13 protein-coding genes are annotated in these 12,225 nt (G+C 65.4%); 5 read left to right on the top strand and 8 right to left on the bottom strand.

Annotated elements, in window-relative coordinates; all coding sequences use genetic code 11:
• The first annotated feature begins 56 nt into the window (after nt 1–56).
• Nucleotides 57–695: a leucyl/phenylalanyl-tRNA--protein transferase gene (gene aat / locus ACTTAG_RS04835; RefSeq protein WP_444464417.1), complete on the top strand. Its 639-nt coding sequence runs from the start codon at nt 57–59 to the stop codon at nt 693–695.
• Here the strand turns inward: aat and ACTTAG_RS04830 are convergent.
• The 5 genes from ACTTAG_RS04830 to ACTTAG_RS04810 all read right to left on the bottom strand — a co-directional run bounded on the left by ACTTAG_RS04830 (nt 659) and on the right by ACTTAG_RS04810 (nt 4,060).
• Nucleotides 659–1,027: a DUF2155 domain-containing protein gene (locus ACTTAG_RS04830; protein WP_444464416.1), complete on the bottom strand. Its 369-nt coding sequence runs from the start codon at nt 1,025–1,027 to the stop codon at nt 659–661. The genes aat and ACTTAG_RS04830 overlap by 37 nt on opposite strands.
• Nucleotides 1,024–1,497, bottom strand: a complete 474-nt coding sequence (gene mlaD / locus ACTTAG_RS04825; protein WP_444464415.1) for an outer membrane lipid asymmetry maintenance protein MlaD — start codon at nt 1,495–1,497, stop codon at nt 1,024–1,026. Before mlaD ends, ACTTAG_RS04830 begins: the two co-directional genes overlap by 4 nt.
• Before the next feature lie 42 nt (nt 1,498–1,539).
• Entirely contained in the window at nt 1,540–1,914 is a 375-nt protein-coding gene (locus ACTTAG_RS04820; protein WP_444464414.1) for an NADH:ubiquinone oxidoreductase subunit NDUFA12, read from the bottom strand.
• Between the two features lie 120 nt (nt 1,915–2,034).
• On the bottom strand, nt 2,035–3,309 hold the full coding sequence (gene clpX, locus ACTTAG_RS04815) for an ATP-dependent Clp protease ATP-binding subunit ClpX (protein WP_444464413.1): 1,275 nt from the start codon (nt 3,307–3,309) through the stop codon (nt 2,035–2,037).
• Nucleotides 3,310–3,430: 121 nt separating this feature from the next.
• The gene (locus tag ACTTAG_RS04810; RefSeq protein ID WP_444464412.1) at nt 3,431–4,060 is read right to left on the bottom strand and encodes an ATP-dependent Clp protease proteolytic subunit; all 630 of its coding nucleotides are present in this window, start codon (nt 4,058–4,060) and stop codon (nt 3,431–3,433) included.
• 182 nt (nt 4,061–4,242) lie between these two features.
• On the opposite strand from ACTTAG_RS04810, the gene ACTTAG_RS04805 reads away from it, so the two are divergent.
• A complete protein-coding gene (locus tag ACTTAG_RS04805) occupies nt 4,243–4,836 on the top strand; it encodes a hypothetical protein (protein ID WP_444464411.1) in 594 nt (197 codons plus the stop codon).
• A gap of 13 nt (nt 4,837–4,849) precedes the next feature.
• Complete coding sequence (locus ACTTAG_RS04800) at nt 4,850–7,492, top strand: methyl-accepting chemotaxis protein (RefSeq protein ID WP_444464410.1); 2,643 nt, start codon at nt 4,850–4,852, stop codon at nt 7,490–7,492.
• Nucleotides 7,493–7,497: 5 nt separating this feature from the next.
• On the opposite strand, the gene uraH is transcribed toward ACTTAG_RS04800, so the two are convergent.
• Nucleotides 7,498–7,854 (bottom strand): hydroxyisourate hydrolase, encoded by a 357-nt coding sequence (gene uraH, locus ACTTAG_RS04795; protein ID WP_444464409.1) that lies wholly within the window; start codon nt 7,852–7,854, stop codon nt 7,498–7,500.
• A 118-nt stretch (nt 7,855–7,972) separates the two neighbouring features.
• On the opposite strand from uraH, the gene puuE reads away from it, so the two are divergent.
• The gene (puuE, locus tag ACTTAG_RS04790; RefSeq protein ID WP_444464408.1) at nt 7,973–9,388 is read left to right on the top strand and encodes an allantoinase PuuE; all 1,416 of its coding nucleotides are present in this window, start codon (nt 7,973–7,975) and stop codon (nt 9,386–9,388) included.
• Complete coding sequence (locus ACTTAG_RS04785) at nt 9,385–10,215, top strand: bifunctional allantoicase/(S)-ureidoglycine aminohydrolase (protein ID WP_444464407.1); 831 nt, start codon at nt 9,385–9,387, stop codon at nt 10,213–10,215. The genes puuE and ACTTAG_RS04785 overlap by 4 nt, the downstream gene beginning before the upstream one ends.
• On the opposite strand, the gene ACTTAG_RS04780 is transcribed toward ACTTAG_RS04785, so the two are convergent.
• Complete coding sequence (locus ACTTAG_RS04780) at nt 10,212–11,474, bottom strand: glycerate kinase type-2 family protein (protein WP_444464406.1); 1,263 nt, start codon at nt 11,472–11,474, stop codon at nt 10,212–10,214. The two genes, ACTTAG_RS04785 and ACTTAG_RS04780, sit on opposite strands and share 4 nt — an antisense overlap.
• The gene (locus ACTTAG_RS04775) at nt 11,462–12,148 is read right to left on the bottom strand and encodes a D-lyxose/D-mannose family sugar isomerase (protein ID WP_444464405.1); all 687 of its coding nucleotides are present in this window, start codon (nt 12,146–12,148) and stop codon (nt 11,462–11,464) included. The genes ACTTAG_RS04780 and ACTTAG_RS04775 overlap by 13 nt, the downstream gene beginning before the upstream one ends.
• Nucleotides 12,149–12,225: the final 77 nt, after the last annotated feature.

Here is a 12,225-nt window from a genome sequence, read left to right as displayed (position 1 = left end):
CGCGCTTTCGTGTCAAACTCGGGCAAGTCTAGGGATCGGGGTGATGGTTGGCAACAATGACGGCAGGGCTTAGTCCGGAATTACTGCTTTCGGCCTATGCACAAGGCATTTTCCCGATGGCCGCCGCCCGCGACGCGACCGAACTGCACTGGTTCGAACCGCGGTTGCGCGGGGTGATCCCCTTGCAGAATTTCCACATGTCGCGGTCACTTGCCCGGGTCATCCGCCGCGAGACTTTCACAATTCGAACAAACACCGCCTTTCGCGCCGTGGTCGAGGGCTGCGCCGACCGGCCCGAGACCTGGATCAACGCGGCGCTGTTCCGCCTTTACGACGCGCTGCATGATCTGGGCGCGGCCCATGCGGTCGAGGTCTGGCAGGGCGATCGGCTGGTGGGGGGCATCTTCGGGGTGACGCTGGGGGGGGCTTTCTTTGGCGAAAGCATGTTCTCGCGCGCGCCCGATGCTTCGAAAGTGGCGATGGCCTATACGGTCGACCGGCTGATCCGCGGCGGCTTCAGCCTGTTTGACACGCAATATCTGACGCCGCATCTGCAAAGTCTGGGCGGGGTCGAGATCCCCCGGCTCGACTATCGCAAGCGGCTGCGGGTGGCGCTGGGGCAGGTGGCCGATTTCACCGCCCCGCCGGCCGCCACGGCTCAGTCGATCTTGCAGCGCAGGACCCAGACATCGTAGCGCTGATGATCCAGCGCCGAAAGCGCCGGGTTCTGCGCGATCATCCAGCCGCGAAACACCTCGCGGCCGATCGCGGTGTCGGTGATTTCCAGAAAGGCATAGGCGTTCGAGGCCGGATCATCGGCGGGATAGCGGCAATCGACCAGACGCACGGACAGCGAGCCATAGGCAAGGCTTTCGCCGACCGACAGCGTCAGATCCGTGGCGGCCCCGGCAATCTTGTCGAGCCCGCGCAGAAAGGCCCCCGGGGCCTCGGCCAACCCCTCCGGGGCGCCCTGCGCCGCGGCGGCCCCGGCCGACAGCAAAACCGCGACCAGCGCCGCACGAATCATGGCGCAGACCCGTCAGAGGATTTGTCGCCGTCCTTGGCACCGGCGAATTTCATCATCAGCCCCAGCGCCGAAACCGCGCCCTGGGTGTCGACGATTTCCTCGCCCGGGCCCAGATTGATCGGGCTGCCGCCGGGCAGGATCTCGACGAAGGCGCCGCCCAGCAGCCCCTCGGTCGCGATCAGGATCTGACTGTCGTCGGGAATGTCGATGCCCGATTTCATCGCCACCGTAGTATCGGCGAAAAAGGTCTGCGGGTTCAAGGCGATATCGGTGATCGTGCCGACCTTGACCCCGGCCATCCGCACATCGGTGCCGACCGAGATCCCCTCGACCGAGCGGAACGAGGCCTTCAGCGGATAACCGCTGCTGGCGGTGCCGAAGCTGTGCCCCTGCCCCGCCCAGACGAAAAATCCGACCGCCACCGCCAGAACGGCCGCTCCGGTCAGCACTTCGAGACGATTTTCACTCATGGTTTCCAGCCGGTTGCGCGGTGGGACAGGATCTGGGCCGGATCACTCCGGCTGCCAGGCCTCGTAATCGGTGCGGGCCACGGGATCGGCGCGGCGCAGCGATCCCGGCGGCACGAAGGCCGTGGCCAGACCGGTCTGATTGGGCTGGTGCGGCAATTCCCAGGGCTTGTGATCCAGGGGCGCCTTGGTCGGCGGCTCGTTCCAGGTGAAATGGATCCAGCCGTGCCAATCGGGCGGGATGCGGCTCGCCTGCACTTCGCCGTTGTAGATCACCCAGCGGCGCTTGCCATCCTTGCTTTGATAATAGCAATTGCCCTCGGCATCCTCGCCGACCTTCACCCCGTGACGCGCGGTGAAAATCTGGGTGCCAAGGGTCTGGCTGTTCCACCACGTCAGCAGGCGCAGCAGGAATTTCATATCTCACCTCCGCATCTTTGGCCCCGTTATAGCGGCAGGGCCGTGAAGGTCCAGTGTTTTGCGGACCCGCCCAGCACAAAGGGCGGGTTTCCCCGCCCTTGCACATTCCCAGACCGCGGCTCAGCCGGCGCTCTTCGGTTCCTTCTTGCCGGAACTCTCGGCATAGATCAGCAAGGGCTTGGCGCCATTGGCCATTTCCACGGCCTCGTCGTTCACCACCACCTCGCGCACGCCCTCCATGCCCGGCAGTTCGAACATCGTGTCGAGCAGGATGTCCTCCATGATCGAGCGCAGGCCGCGCGCGCCGGTCTTGCGCTTGATCGCGCGGGCGGCAATTGCCTTCATCGCATCGGGGGTGAAGGTCAGCTTCACGCCCTCGATCTCGAAAAGCCGCTGGTACTGCTTGACCAAGGCGTTCTTCGGCTCGGTCAGGATCGTAACCAGCGCCGCCTCGTCCAGATCTTCCAGCGTCGCGATCACCGGCAGGCGGCCGACGAATTCCGGGATCAGACCGAATTTCAGCAGATCTTCCGGCTCAAGCTCCTTGAACAGCTCGCCCGCGCCCCGCGATTCCGGGTCTTTCACATCGGCGCCAAAGCCGATCGCCGAGCCCTTGCCGCGCTGCGCGATGATTCGGTCGAGCCCCGCGAAAGCGCCACCACAGATGAACAGGATGTTCGTCGTGTCCACCTGCAGGAATTCCTGCTGCGGATGCTTGCGCCCGCCCTGCGGCGGCACCGAGGCCACGGTGCCTTCCATGATCTTCAAAAGCGCCTGCTGCACCCCCTCGCCCGAGACGTCGCGGGTGATCGAGGGATTGTCCGACTTGCGGGTGATCTTGTCGACCTCGTCGATATAGACGATGCCGCGCTGCGCCCGTTCGACGTTGTATTCGCTGGCCTGCAAGAGCTTCAGGATGATGTTTTCCACATCCTCGCCGACGTAACCGGCCTCGGTCAGCGTCGTCGCATCGGCCATGGTGAAGGGCACGTCCAGAATCCGCGCCAGCGTCTGGGCGAGCAGCGTCTTGCCGCAGCCGGTCGGGCCGATCAGCAGGATGTTCGACTTCGCCAGCTCCACATCTTGTTTCGAGCCGTGGTTCAGACGCTTGTAATGGTTGTGCACCGCGACCGAGAGCACGCGTTTCGCATGCATCTGACCGATCACGTAATCATCCAGCACCTTGCAGATGTCGCGCGGCGTCGGCACGCCATCCGTGGCTTTCAGACCCGTGGTCTTGGTCTCCTCGCGGATGATGTCCATGCACAGTTCGACGCATTCATCACAGATGAACACGGTCGGCCCCGCGATCAGCTTGCGCACCTCGTGCTGGCTCTTGCCGCAGAACGAACAGTAAAGGGTGTTCTTGCTGTCGGAGCCGGAATTGTTCGCCATCGTCATCCTCGAATGGCCCGACCCGGGCCTTTGGGGGCTGTCCTGGACCGAAGTCTAGGACAGCACCACGTTCTTCTCAATCGCAAATTCCCCGCTCCGGTTAAGAACGGTCATCGCGGTGTCATTTTCCGCCGTCGAGGCTCGGCCGCGCCGAAAGAATCTCGTCGAGATGGCCCCATTCCAGCGCCTCTTCGGGCGACATGAAGCGGTCGCGCTCCAGCGCCTCGGCCACCTCCTCGATCGTGCGGCCGGTGTGGCGGACATAGATTTCGTAAAGCCGCTGGCGGATCTTTTCGGTCTCGCGGGCGTGGATCATGATATCCGTCGCCTGGCCCTGATAGCCGCCCGAGGGCTGGTGCACCATGATGCGCGAATTCGGCAGCGAGAAGCGCATGCCCTTTTCGCCCGCGCAGGCGATGACCGACCCCATCGATGCGGCCTGCCCGATCACCAGCGTCGAGACCTTCGGGCGGATGTATTGCATGGTGTCGTAGATCGCGAGGCCCGAGGTGACGACACCACCGGGGCTGTTGATATACATGGAAATTTCCTTCGAGGGATTCTCGGCCTCAAGGAACAGCAGCTGCGCGCAGATCAGGCTCGACATGCCGTCGTGGAACGGCCCGGCCAGAAAGATGATCCGTTCCTTGAGCAGGCGCGAATAGATGTCATAGGCCCGCTCGCCGCGCGAGGTCTGCTCGACCACCATCGGCACCAGCGTGTTCATGTAAAGGTCGACCGGGTCTTTCATTCGCTGCCTTTCCTCGTGATGTCCGCCAAGCCTTAGCGCGCGTCTCTTACCCAAGTCTTAGTGTCGCGCGGGTCCCCCTGCAAGGGCAGCGACGGAAAAGAGAGAAGTTGGAACGATTCTTGGGGATTAATCGGGCGGAAAGAGTTCCGCGGTAGCTTGTGCGGCAAATGTTCACGGGGAACATGTCCCGCAACTGGAGCCTGACGATGAAACTTCGCGCCGCAACCCTTGCCCTCGCGCTTTCGGCCTTTCCGGCATATGCCCAGGATTTTTCGGCGCAAGTCACTGAACTTGTTGCGACTGACCTGCGTGCCTGGGCCGCCGATCCGGCCCTGATCGCGGCCGTCATCGCGGCGAACGACGCCCATGCACCGTTGACGCAACCGCAGATCGACTCGCTCGATACCGCCTGGAAGGCCGAGGTCGACTCGGCCACCCGCCCGACCATCGACCCGGTGCTGGCCTCTCCGGTGTCGCAGGCGCTCAAGGCGAAGATCGAAGCCAGCGGCGGCAAGGTGCTGGAAGCTTTCGTCACCGACAACCGCGGCCTCAATGTCGCGCAATCCGGGGTCACCTCGGACTTCTGGCAGGGGGACGAGCCGAAGTTTCAGGAAACTTTCTCCAAGGGCGCCGACGCTGTGCATGTGAGCGCGGTCGAATTCGACGAATCCGCCCAGGGCTATCAGGTGCAGGCCTCCTTCACCGTCACAGATCCCGCCACCGGTGCGCCCATCGGGTCGATGACCCTGGGCCTCAATGCCGAAATGATCCAGTAAGTCAGGTGCCCAGATGAGCGCGAAGACGACTGCCTCCGTCAAATTCTTCCATTCGAGTTTCTTCCGGGCGGCGCTGCTGGTGACGCTTGCATCGTCGATCCTGGTGGCGGCGATGACCGTGCTGACGGTGCGCTCGACCACCGAGATCGCCATGAAACAGCTTCAGGATCAGGCGCATGGCTCCAGCGACATCGTCGCCAAGCAACTTGTGGGTCCGATGCGGTTTTCGGACCGGGTGCAGCTGGAAAAGATCTTCCGCGATCTGGTCGACGAACCCACGAACCCCGCGGACGCGGCCATCGCGATCGGCCCGAAGGGCGATGTGATCGCGACCCATGCCCAACCCGGGGTACAGATCGAGCCGATCAAAGCCCTTGCCGCAGAAAGCCTTGCAAAAGGCGAGGAGATGATTTCCGAAGACGGGCTGACGGTGGCCCATCCGGTGCGCAGCCCCACGGGCGATGCGATTCTGGGCGTCTTCGTGTCGCATTGGTCGGATACGGCGACCCATGCCGCGATCGCCGCCGAAACACGAAACTCCCTGATGATCGCCGGCGCGCTGCTGGTCCTGGCGATGCTGGGCACCTCGCTCGCGTTCCGCGCGATGATTTCCGTCCGGCTGGCGCGGATCAACACCGCCATGTCGGCGATCGCGGGCGGGGCACTGGGCACCGATGTGCCCTACACCGGCAAGAAGGACGAAGTCGGCCATATCGCGCAATCGCTCGAAGCCTTCCGGCAGTCGCTGGAACAGGCCGAAGCGACCAATCGTGTCGCGCTGATGCGCGGCACGGCGCTGGCCTCGGCCTCGACCGCGATCATGCTGACCAATACCGAGCATGAAATCACCTGGGTGAACGAGGCGATGGTGGCGCTGATGCGCCGTCACGCCGCGGCGATCCGGGCGCGCAACCCGGATTTCGACCCCGAAAACATGATCGGCTATCGCGCCGACCGCATCGTCGAGGACGGCACCCAGGTCGCCAGCGAGATGGACGCCGGGGCGCGGACCTCCTTCCGGATCGAGCAGGACCTGTCCTCCGGCACGCTGGTGGTCGACGTGAACCCGGTTCTGACGGCGGCGGGGGCCAAGATCGGCCATGTCGCGGAATGGGATGACGTCACCGAAGCGCGGCGCAACAACGCGATCACCGAGGCGATCGACGCGACCCAGCTGCGGGTGGAATTCACCCCGGACGGCCGCATGAGCGCGGCGAATGTGGCGATGTGCGTGATTTCGCAACGCGACGAGTCGCAGCTGATCGGCATGGATTTCTCGCGGCTGGTGCGGGTTGCGGCAACCGGAGAGATGGCCTTCGAGGTCATTCAGCGCGGCGAAAGCGTGATCGGGCAGATGCTTGTCTCGCTCGACGGGCAGGATCTGCTGCTCAACGGGGCGATGACACCGGTGCGTGACCGCAAGGGCGCCATCCGGCGTGTCGTCGCCATCGGCACGGACATGTCGGAAATCGAGGCCCGCGAGACCCGGGCCCGGGTCGAACGCGAACGCGCCGCGACCGAGCAGCGCCAGGTGGTGGAGCAACTGCGCGATGCGCTGCGCCATCTGGCCGAAGGCAATCTGACGAAAACGATCCGCGACCCCTTCCCGGGCGACTACGAGACGCTGCGCATCGACTACAACGAGGCGACGGCGAGACTGCGCGACGCGATGGTGCTGGTGCTCGAGAATTCAAGCCTGATCCGCACCGAATCGGGCGGCATCTCGCGTGCGGCCGAAGATCTGTCGCGCCGGACCGAACAGCAGGCGGCCACGCTCGAAGAAACCGCCGCGGCGCTGAACCAGCTGACCGCTTCGGTCAAATCGGCCGCCGACCGCACCTTGAAGGCGAATGACATGGTGGCGCTGGCGCGGCGCAACACCGAATCCAGCGGTCAGGTCGTGCGCGAAGCCGTGCAGGCGATGGGCGAGATTTCCGAAAGCTCGAACAAGATCTCCCGCATCACCTCGGTGATCGAGGAAATCTCGTTCCAGACCAACCTTCTGGCTCTGAACGCCGGGGTCGAGGCCGCGCGGGCGGGCGAAGCCGGTCGCGGCTTTGCCGTCGTCGCCTCGGAAGTCCGGGCGCTCGCGCAACGCTCCTCGGAAGCGGCGCGCGAGATTGCCGGTCTGATCTCGGATTCGGCCAGCCAGGTGAAACGCGGGGTGGAACTCGTCGGACAGGCGGGCAGCGCGCTCGACGGCATCCAGAGTTCCGTGGCCGAGATCGTCACCTTCATGTCCGACATCACCGCCTCGACCACCGAACAATCGGCGGGCCTGAGCGAGGTGAACACCGCGATCCTGCAGCTGGATCAGGTCACCCAGCACAATGCCGCGATGTTCGAGGAAACCTCGGCGGCGAGCCAGTCGCTCGCCCGCGAGGCGGACGGGCTGAACGCGACGATGAGCCGCTTCAGCCTCGGCACGCAGGGCAGCACCGCCCCGGTTCCGGCCGCCGTTTCGGCCCCGGCCCCGGCAAGCAGCTTCCGCTCCAGCCGCCCGGCGAGCCCCGCCCCGGTGGCGCCGCCCGCGGCGGAACCGCCGGTGGCCGCCGCGCCGGTCCGCACGCCCCCCCCCGCGCCGCGCAGCAGCGCCCGGGCCTCGAATCTCGCAGTCAAGGCGGCGCCCGCCGAAGACAACTGGGAAGACTTCTGAGCCGCTCAACTGCCGCGGTAGGTCGAATAGCCGAAAGGCGACAGCAGCAGGGGCACATGATAATGTGCCCCTGCGTCATTGATCCCGAAGCGGATCGGAATCTCGTCCAGAAACAGCGGCTCTGTTCCCGCCTGTCCCGTGCGCCGCAGATAGGCGCCGACGTGAAAGACCAGCTCGTACCGGCCCGGAGCGAAATCGGCGGCCGCCAGGATCGGCGCATCGGTGCGGCCCTCGGCATTGGTCAGAACCCGGGCGATCAGACGGGGCGGCTCGCTGTCCAGCGCGTGCAGCGCAATCTCGAGTCCCGCCGCCGGGCAGCCGCGCGCCGTATCAAGCACATGTGTCGTCAGATATCCCGCCATCGCATCCCCCTGCTGCCCCGCCGATCGCGCCTACGGCGCCGAAACGGATGATTTCCTTTTCGAAAAAAACCTGAAACTCTTGTCCGTGCAACACCCATCGGCCGGACCGGAGGCGAAGATGACCCGATATCCCAGAGACATGCGCGGCTATGGCGGTTCTCCGCCCGATGCGCGCTGGCCCGGGGGCGCACGGATCGCGATTTCGCTGGTGCTGAACTACGAAGAGGGCGGCGAAAACTGCATCCTGCATGGCGATGCCGCCTCGGAAGCCTTTTTGAGCGACATTGCCGGGGCCCAGCCATGGCCCGGCCAGCGGCACTGGAACATGGAATCGCTCTATGACTACGGCGCCCGCGCCGGATTCTGGCGGCTGCACCGGCTTTTCACCGGCATGGGCCTGCCGATCACGATCTATGGCGTCGCCACCGCGCTCGCCCGCAGCCCCGAACAGGTCGCGGCGATGAAGGCGGCGGGCTGGGATATCGCCAGCCACGGACTGAAATGGGTCGACCACCGCGACATGCCCGAAGAGGAGGAACGCCGCCAGATCGCCGAGGCGATCCGGCTGCATGCCGAAGTCGTGGGCGAACGGCCGCGCGGCTGGTATACTGGGCGCTGTTCGGCCAACACCCTGCGGCTGGCCGCGGAAGACGGCGGTTTTGACTGGATTTCAGACACTTACGATGACGACCTGCCCTATTGGCGGCGCGTCGGCAACCGCGATCAGCTGATCCTCCCCTATACGCTCGAGGCCAATGACATGCGCTTTGCCACCGCGCCGGGCTATATCGAGGGCGAGCAGTTCTTCACCTATCTGAAGGACAGCTTCGACACGCTTTACGCCGAGGGCGAGGCCGGGGCGGCGAAAATGCTCTCGATCGGCCTGCATTGCCGGTTGATCGGACGGCCGGGCAAGATCGCCGGGCTGAAGCGCTTCCTTGATCACGCCCGCCGCCATGAGGGCGTCTGGTTTGCCACCCGCAGCCAGATCGCCGCGCATTGGGCCGCGACGCATCCGCCGCAAGACTTTGATCGGCCAAGCGAAATGACCCAAGGTGCCTTCGTCGCCGCCTTCGGGTCGATCTACGAACACAGCCCCTGGATCGCCGAAAAGGCGCATGCGCTGGAGCTTGGCCCGGCGCATGACTGCGCCGAAGGCATCGCCAGCGCCTTGGCGCGGGTGTTCCGCTCCGCCTCTGACAGCCAGCGGCTGCGCGTGCTCAAGGCCCATCCCGATCTGGCCGGCAAGCTGGCCCGCGCCCGGCGGCTGACGGCGGAAAGCACGGCCGAACAGGCCTCGGCCGGGCTTGATGCGCTCACCGATGCCGAACGGGTCGCCTTCGAGGAGTTGAACCACGATTACACCGAAAAATTCGGCTTTCCCTTCATCATCGCGGTGAAGGACCACACGAAACCGGCGATCCTTGCGGCCTTCCGCCGCCGGATCGCCCATGACCGCGCCACCGAATTCGCCGAGGCTTGCCGTCAGGTCGAACGCATCGCCTGGCACCGACTGAAGGACCTGCTGCCATGACCGGCTATTACACCCCCACCGGCGGCCTGCCGCCGCAAAGCGCGCTGATGACCGGGCGCGCGATTTTCACCGAAGCCTATGCGGTGATCCCGAAGGGCTGCTTTTCGGACATCGTGACCAGCTTCCTTCCGGGCTGGACCAACACCCGGATGTGGCTGATCGCCCGGCCGATGAGCGGCTTTTCCGAAACCTTCAGCCAATATGTGATGGAGGTCGGCGCCGATGGCGGCTCTGACAGGCCCGATGCCGAGCCGGGCGCCGAACATGTGCTTTTCGTCACCGAAGGCGCGATGTGGCTGTCGCTCGACGGGCAGGAACACGAATTGGCGGCGGGCGGTTATGCTTACATTCCCGCGGGGTGCAACTGGGCGGTGAAGAACGGCGCCGACGATCCCTTGCGTTTCCACTGGATCCGTAAACTGTGGGAGCCGGCGCCGGGGCTGGAAAAACCCGCCGCCTTCGTGACGAATGAGCGCGAGATCAAGCCGGTGGCGATGCCCGAAACCCAGGGCCGCTGGGCCACCACGCGTTTCGTCGATCCGACCGATCTGCGCCATGACATGCATGTCAACATCGTCACCTTCCAGCCCGGCGGGCTGATCCCTTTCGAGGAGACGCATGTGATGGAACACGGGCTTTATGTCCTTGAAGGCAAAGCCGTTTACAAGCTGAACCGGGACTGGGTCGAGGTCGAGGCGGGCGATTTCATGTGGCTGCGCGCCTATTGCCCGCAAGCCTGCTATGCGGCGGGGCCGGGACCGTTCCGCTATCTGCTTTACAAGGACGTCAACCGCCACGCCCGGCTGCGCGGCGTGCTTGGCCGCTAAAGGATCAGGAAAGCCCGGAAATCGTTGACATTGGTCAGCGTCGGTCCGGGCTTCACCTGGGTTCCAAGCGCCGCAAAGAAGCGATGCGCATCATGCCCGGCCAGCGCCGCCGCCGGGTCAAGCCCGAGGGCCCGCGCCTGCGCAAGGCTTTCGGGGCCGATCAGCGCGCCAGCCACCTCGGCCATGCCATCAATGCCATCGGTGTCGGCAGCGAGCGCCCAGATCCCCGGCGCACCATCGAGCGTGCAGAGCGCCGAGAGCAGAAATTCAACATTCGGCCCGCCCAGACCGGGGTTTTCCGGCAGCGAAACAGTACATTCCCCACCTGAGAGCAGAACCAGCGGCGTCTCGCCCGGACGGCGGGCGCTGGCATAGGTCAGGGCCATCCGCGCCAGAGACGCCCCAAGTTCCGCCGCCTCGCCGGTCAGCGCGTCGCCCAGAACCCGCACCGCGCAGCCCTCGGCGCGGGCCAAAGCCGCCGCCGCCTGCAGGGATTGCGCGGGGGCGGCGACGATGACGGTCTCGCAGCGCGCCAGCGCGGGCGCCCCCGGTTCCAGAACGCCCGACCCCGCACGCAGCCGCGCCAGCACCTTCCCGGACAGCGCGATGCCCTGATCTTGCAGGATTTTCAGCGCCTCGGCCGGGGTGCTGGCATCCCCCACCGTCGGCCCCGAGGCGATGAAACCCGGGTCATCCCCCGCCACGTCGGAGATCAGCAGCGCCCGCATCTGCGCCGGAAAGGCCGCCGCCGCCAATTGCCCGCCCTTGGCCGCGCTCAGATGCTTGCGCACCGTGTTGATCTGCTCGATCGGCGCCCCCGAGGCGAGCAGCGCCGCGGTCACCGCCTGCTTGTCGGCCAGATCAAGCCCCTCGGCCGGGGCGCAAAGCAAGGCCGAGCCCCCGCCCGAGATCAGCGCCAGCACAAGATCTTCGGGCCCAAGCCCACGCAGCAGATCCAGCATCCGCCGCGTCGCCGCCACCCCGGCCGCATCGGGCACGGGATGGGCTGCCTCAACAATTTCAACACCTTGACAGGGCCGCGCATGGCCATACCGGGTGATCACCAGCCCTTCGCAGGGGCCCCAGAGGCGCTCGACCGCCTCGGCCATCCGCGCCGAGGCCTTGCCCGCGCCGACCACCACCACCCGTCCGGGCGGACGCGGGCCCAGCATCTGCGGCAGAACCTGCATCGGCTCCGCCGCCGCCACGGCCGTTTCGAAAAGTCTGTGCAACAGGTCAGCTGGGGTCAGGCAAGCCACGTGTCATAATCCGAGACCAGCAGATGCAGCGGGTCCTCGTCCTCTTCGATATCCGCGAAACGACCGATCGGATCGCGGAAGATGTTGTCGGTGCGGTCATCGTTGACCGTGGAAACCTCGCCGATCAATACATCTCCCCCCTCGCCCCAAAAGGCGTGCCAGTTGCCCGGCATCAGGGTCACGCTTTCCCCGGGCGCAAGCCGCAGGATACCGCCCGCAGGCAGGCATGTCGTCACCCCGTCTGAGGCGACGATGACGGGCGCGGCGGGATCAAGCGCCCCCGACGCATCCGAACTGAACATTTCGATCGCCAGCGTGGCTCCGCCGCGATTGATGATATCTTCCGCCTTGACGATGTGGCGATGCATCGGGGAAAGCTGATTTTCCCGCGAAATCATGATCTTCTCGGCATAGCACATGCCGCCACCCCGGGCGAGATCCGTCGCCCGGCCATTGCGGGTGGTGAACAGAAAGAGGCCCAGCCGGGCGAAATCGCCCTGCCCGTAATCGGTGATGTCCCAGCCCAGACGGGCCGAGACGATGCCCTCGATCTGATCGCGCCGGGCCTGCATCTCGCGCGGGGACCACTGGGCGAAGGGGGGCAAGATATAGCCGAAAGAGCGGATGAAAGCCGCGGAGTGCCGCAAGATGCTGTTGACCTCGGATCGCTTCATGGCCACCTCCGGCCGCAGGGTTGCGCAACGCCCGATCACGCGCAAGTGAAAAGCGGGGGGCGGATCCCCCCGCCGTG

Source organism: Rhodobacter capsulatus (assembly GCF_052363185.1).
In the GTDB taxonomy this organism is placed as follows: domain Bacteria; phylum Pseudomonadota; class Alphaproteobacteria; order Rhodobacterales; family Rhodobacteraceae; genus Rhodobacter; species Rhodobacter capsulatus_E.
This window is presented reverse-complemented; position numbering and strand designations above follow the sequence as displayed.

What these genes read in the sequence shown, in the direction of transcription:
- ACTTAG_RS04775 (WP_444464405.1), bottom strand. Translation starts at nt 12,148, where the DNA reads ATGAAGCGATCCGAGGTCAACAGCATCTTGCGGCACTCCGCGGCTTTC.
- ACTTAG_RS04810 (WP_444464412.1), bottom strand. Translation starts at nt 4,060, where the DNA reads ATGAAAGACCCGGTCGACCTTTACATGAACACGCTGGTGCCGATGGTG.
- puuE (WP_444464408.1), top strand. Translation starts at nt 7,973, where the DNA reads ATGACCCGATATCCCAGAGACATGCGCGGCTATGGCGGTTCTCCGCCC.
- ACTTAG_RS04785 (WP_444464407.1), top strand. Translation starts at nt 9,385, where the DNA reads ATGACCGGCTATTACACCCCCACCGGCGGCCTGCCGCCGCAAAGCGCG.
- aat (WP_444464417.1), top strand. Translation starts at nt 57, where the DNA reads ATGACGGCAGGGCTTAGTCCGGAATTACTGCTTTCGGCCTATGCACAA.
- ACTTAG_RS04800 (WP_444464410.1), top strand. Translation starts at nt 4,850, where the DNA reads ATGAGCGCGAAGACGACTGCCTCCGTCAAATTCTTCCATTCGAGTTTC.
- clpX (WP_444464413.1), bottom strand. Translation starts at nt 3,309, where the DNA reads ATGGCGAACAATTCCGGCTCCGACAGCAAGAACACCCTTTACTGTTCG.
- ACTTAG_RS04805 (WP_444464411.1), top strand. Translation starts at nt 4,243, where the DNA reads ATGTCCCGCAACTGGAGCCTGACGATGAAACTTCGCGCCGCAACCCTT.
- mlaD (WP_444464415.1), bottom strand. Translation starts at nt 1,497, where the DNA reads ATGAGTGAAAATCGTCTCGAAGTGCTGACCGGAGCGGCCGTTCTGGCG.
- uraH (WP_444464409.1), bottom strand. Translation starts at nt 7,854, where the DNA reads ATGGCGGGATATCTGACGACACATGTGCTTGATACGGCGCGCGGCTGC.
- ACTTAG_RS04820 (WP_444464414.1), bottom strand. Translation starts at nt 1,914, where the DNA reads ATGAAATTCCTGCTGCGCCTGCTGACGTGGTGGAACAGCCAGACCCTT.
- ACTTAG_RS04830 (WP_444464416.1), bottom strand. Translation starts at nt 1,027, where the DNA reads ATGATTCGTGCGGCGCTGGTCGCGGTTTTGCTGTCGGCCGGGGCCGCC.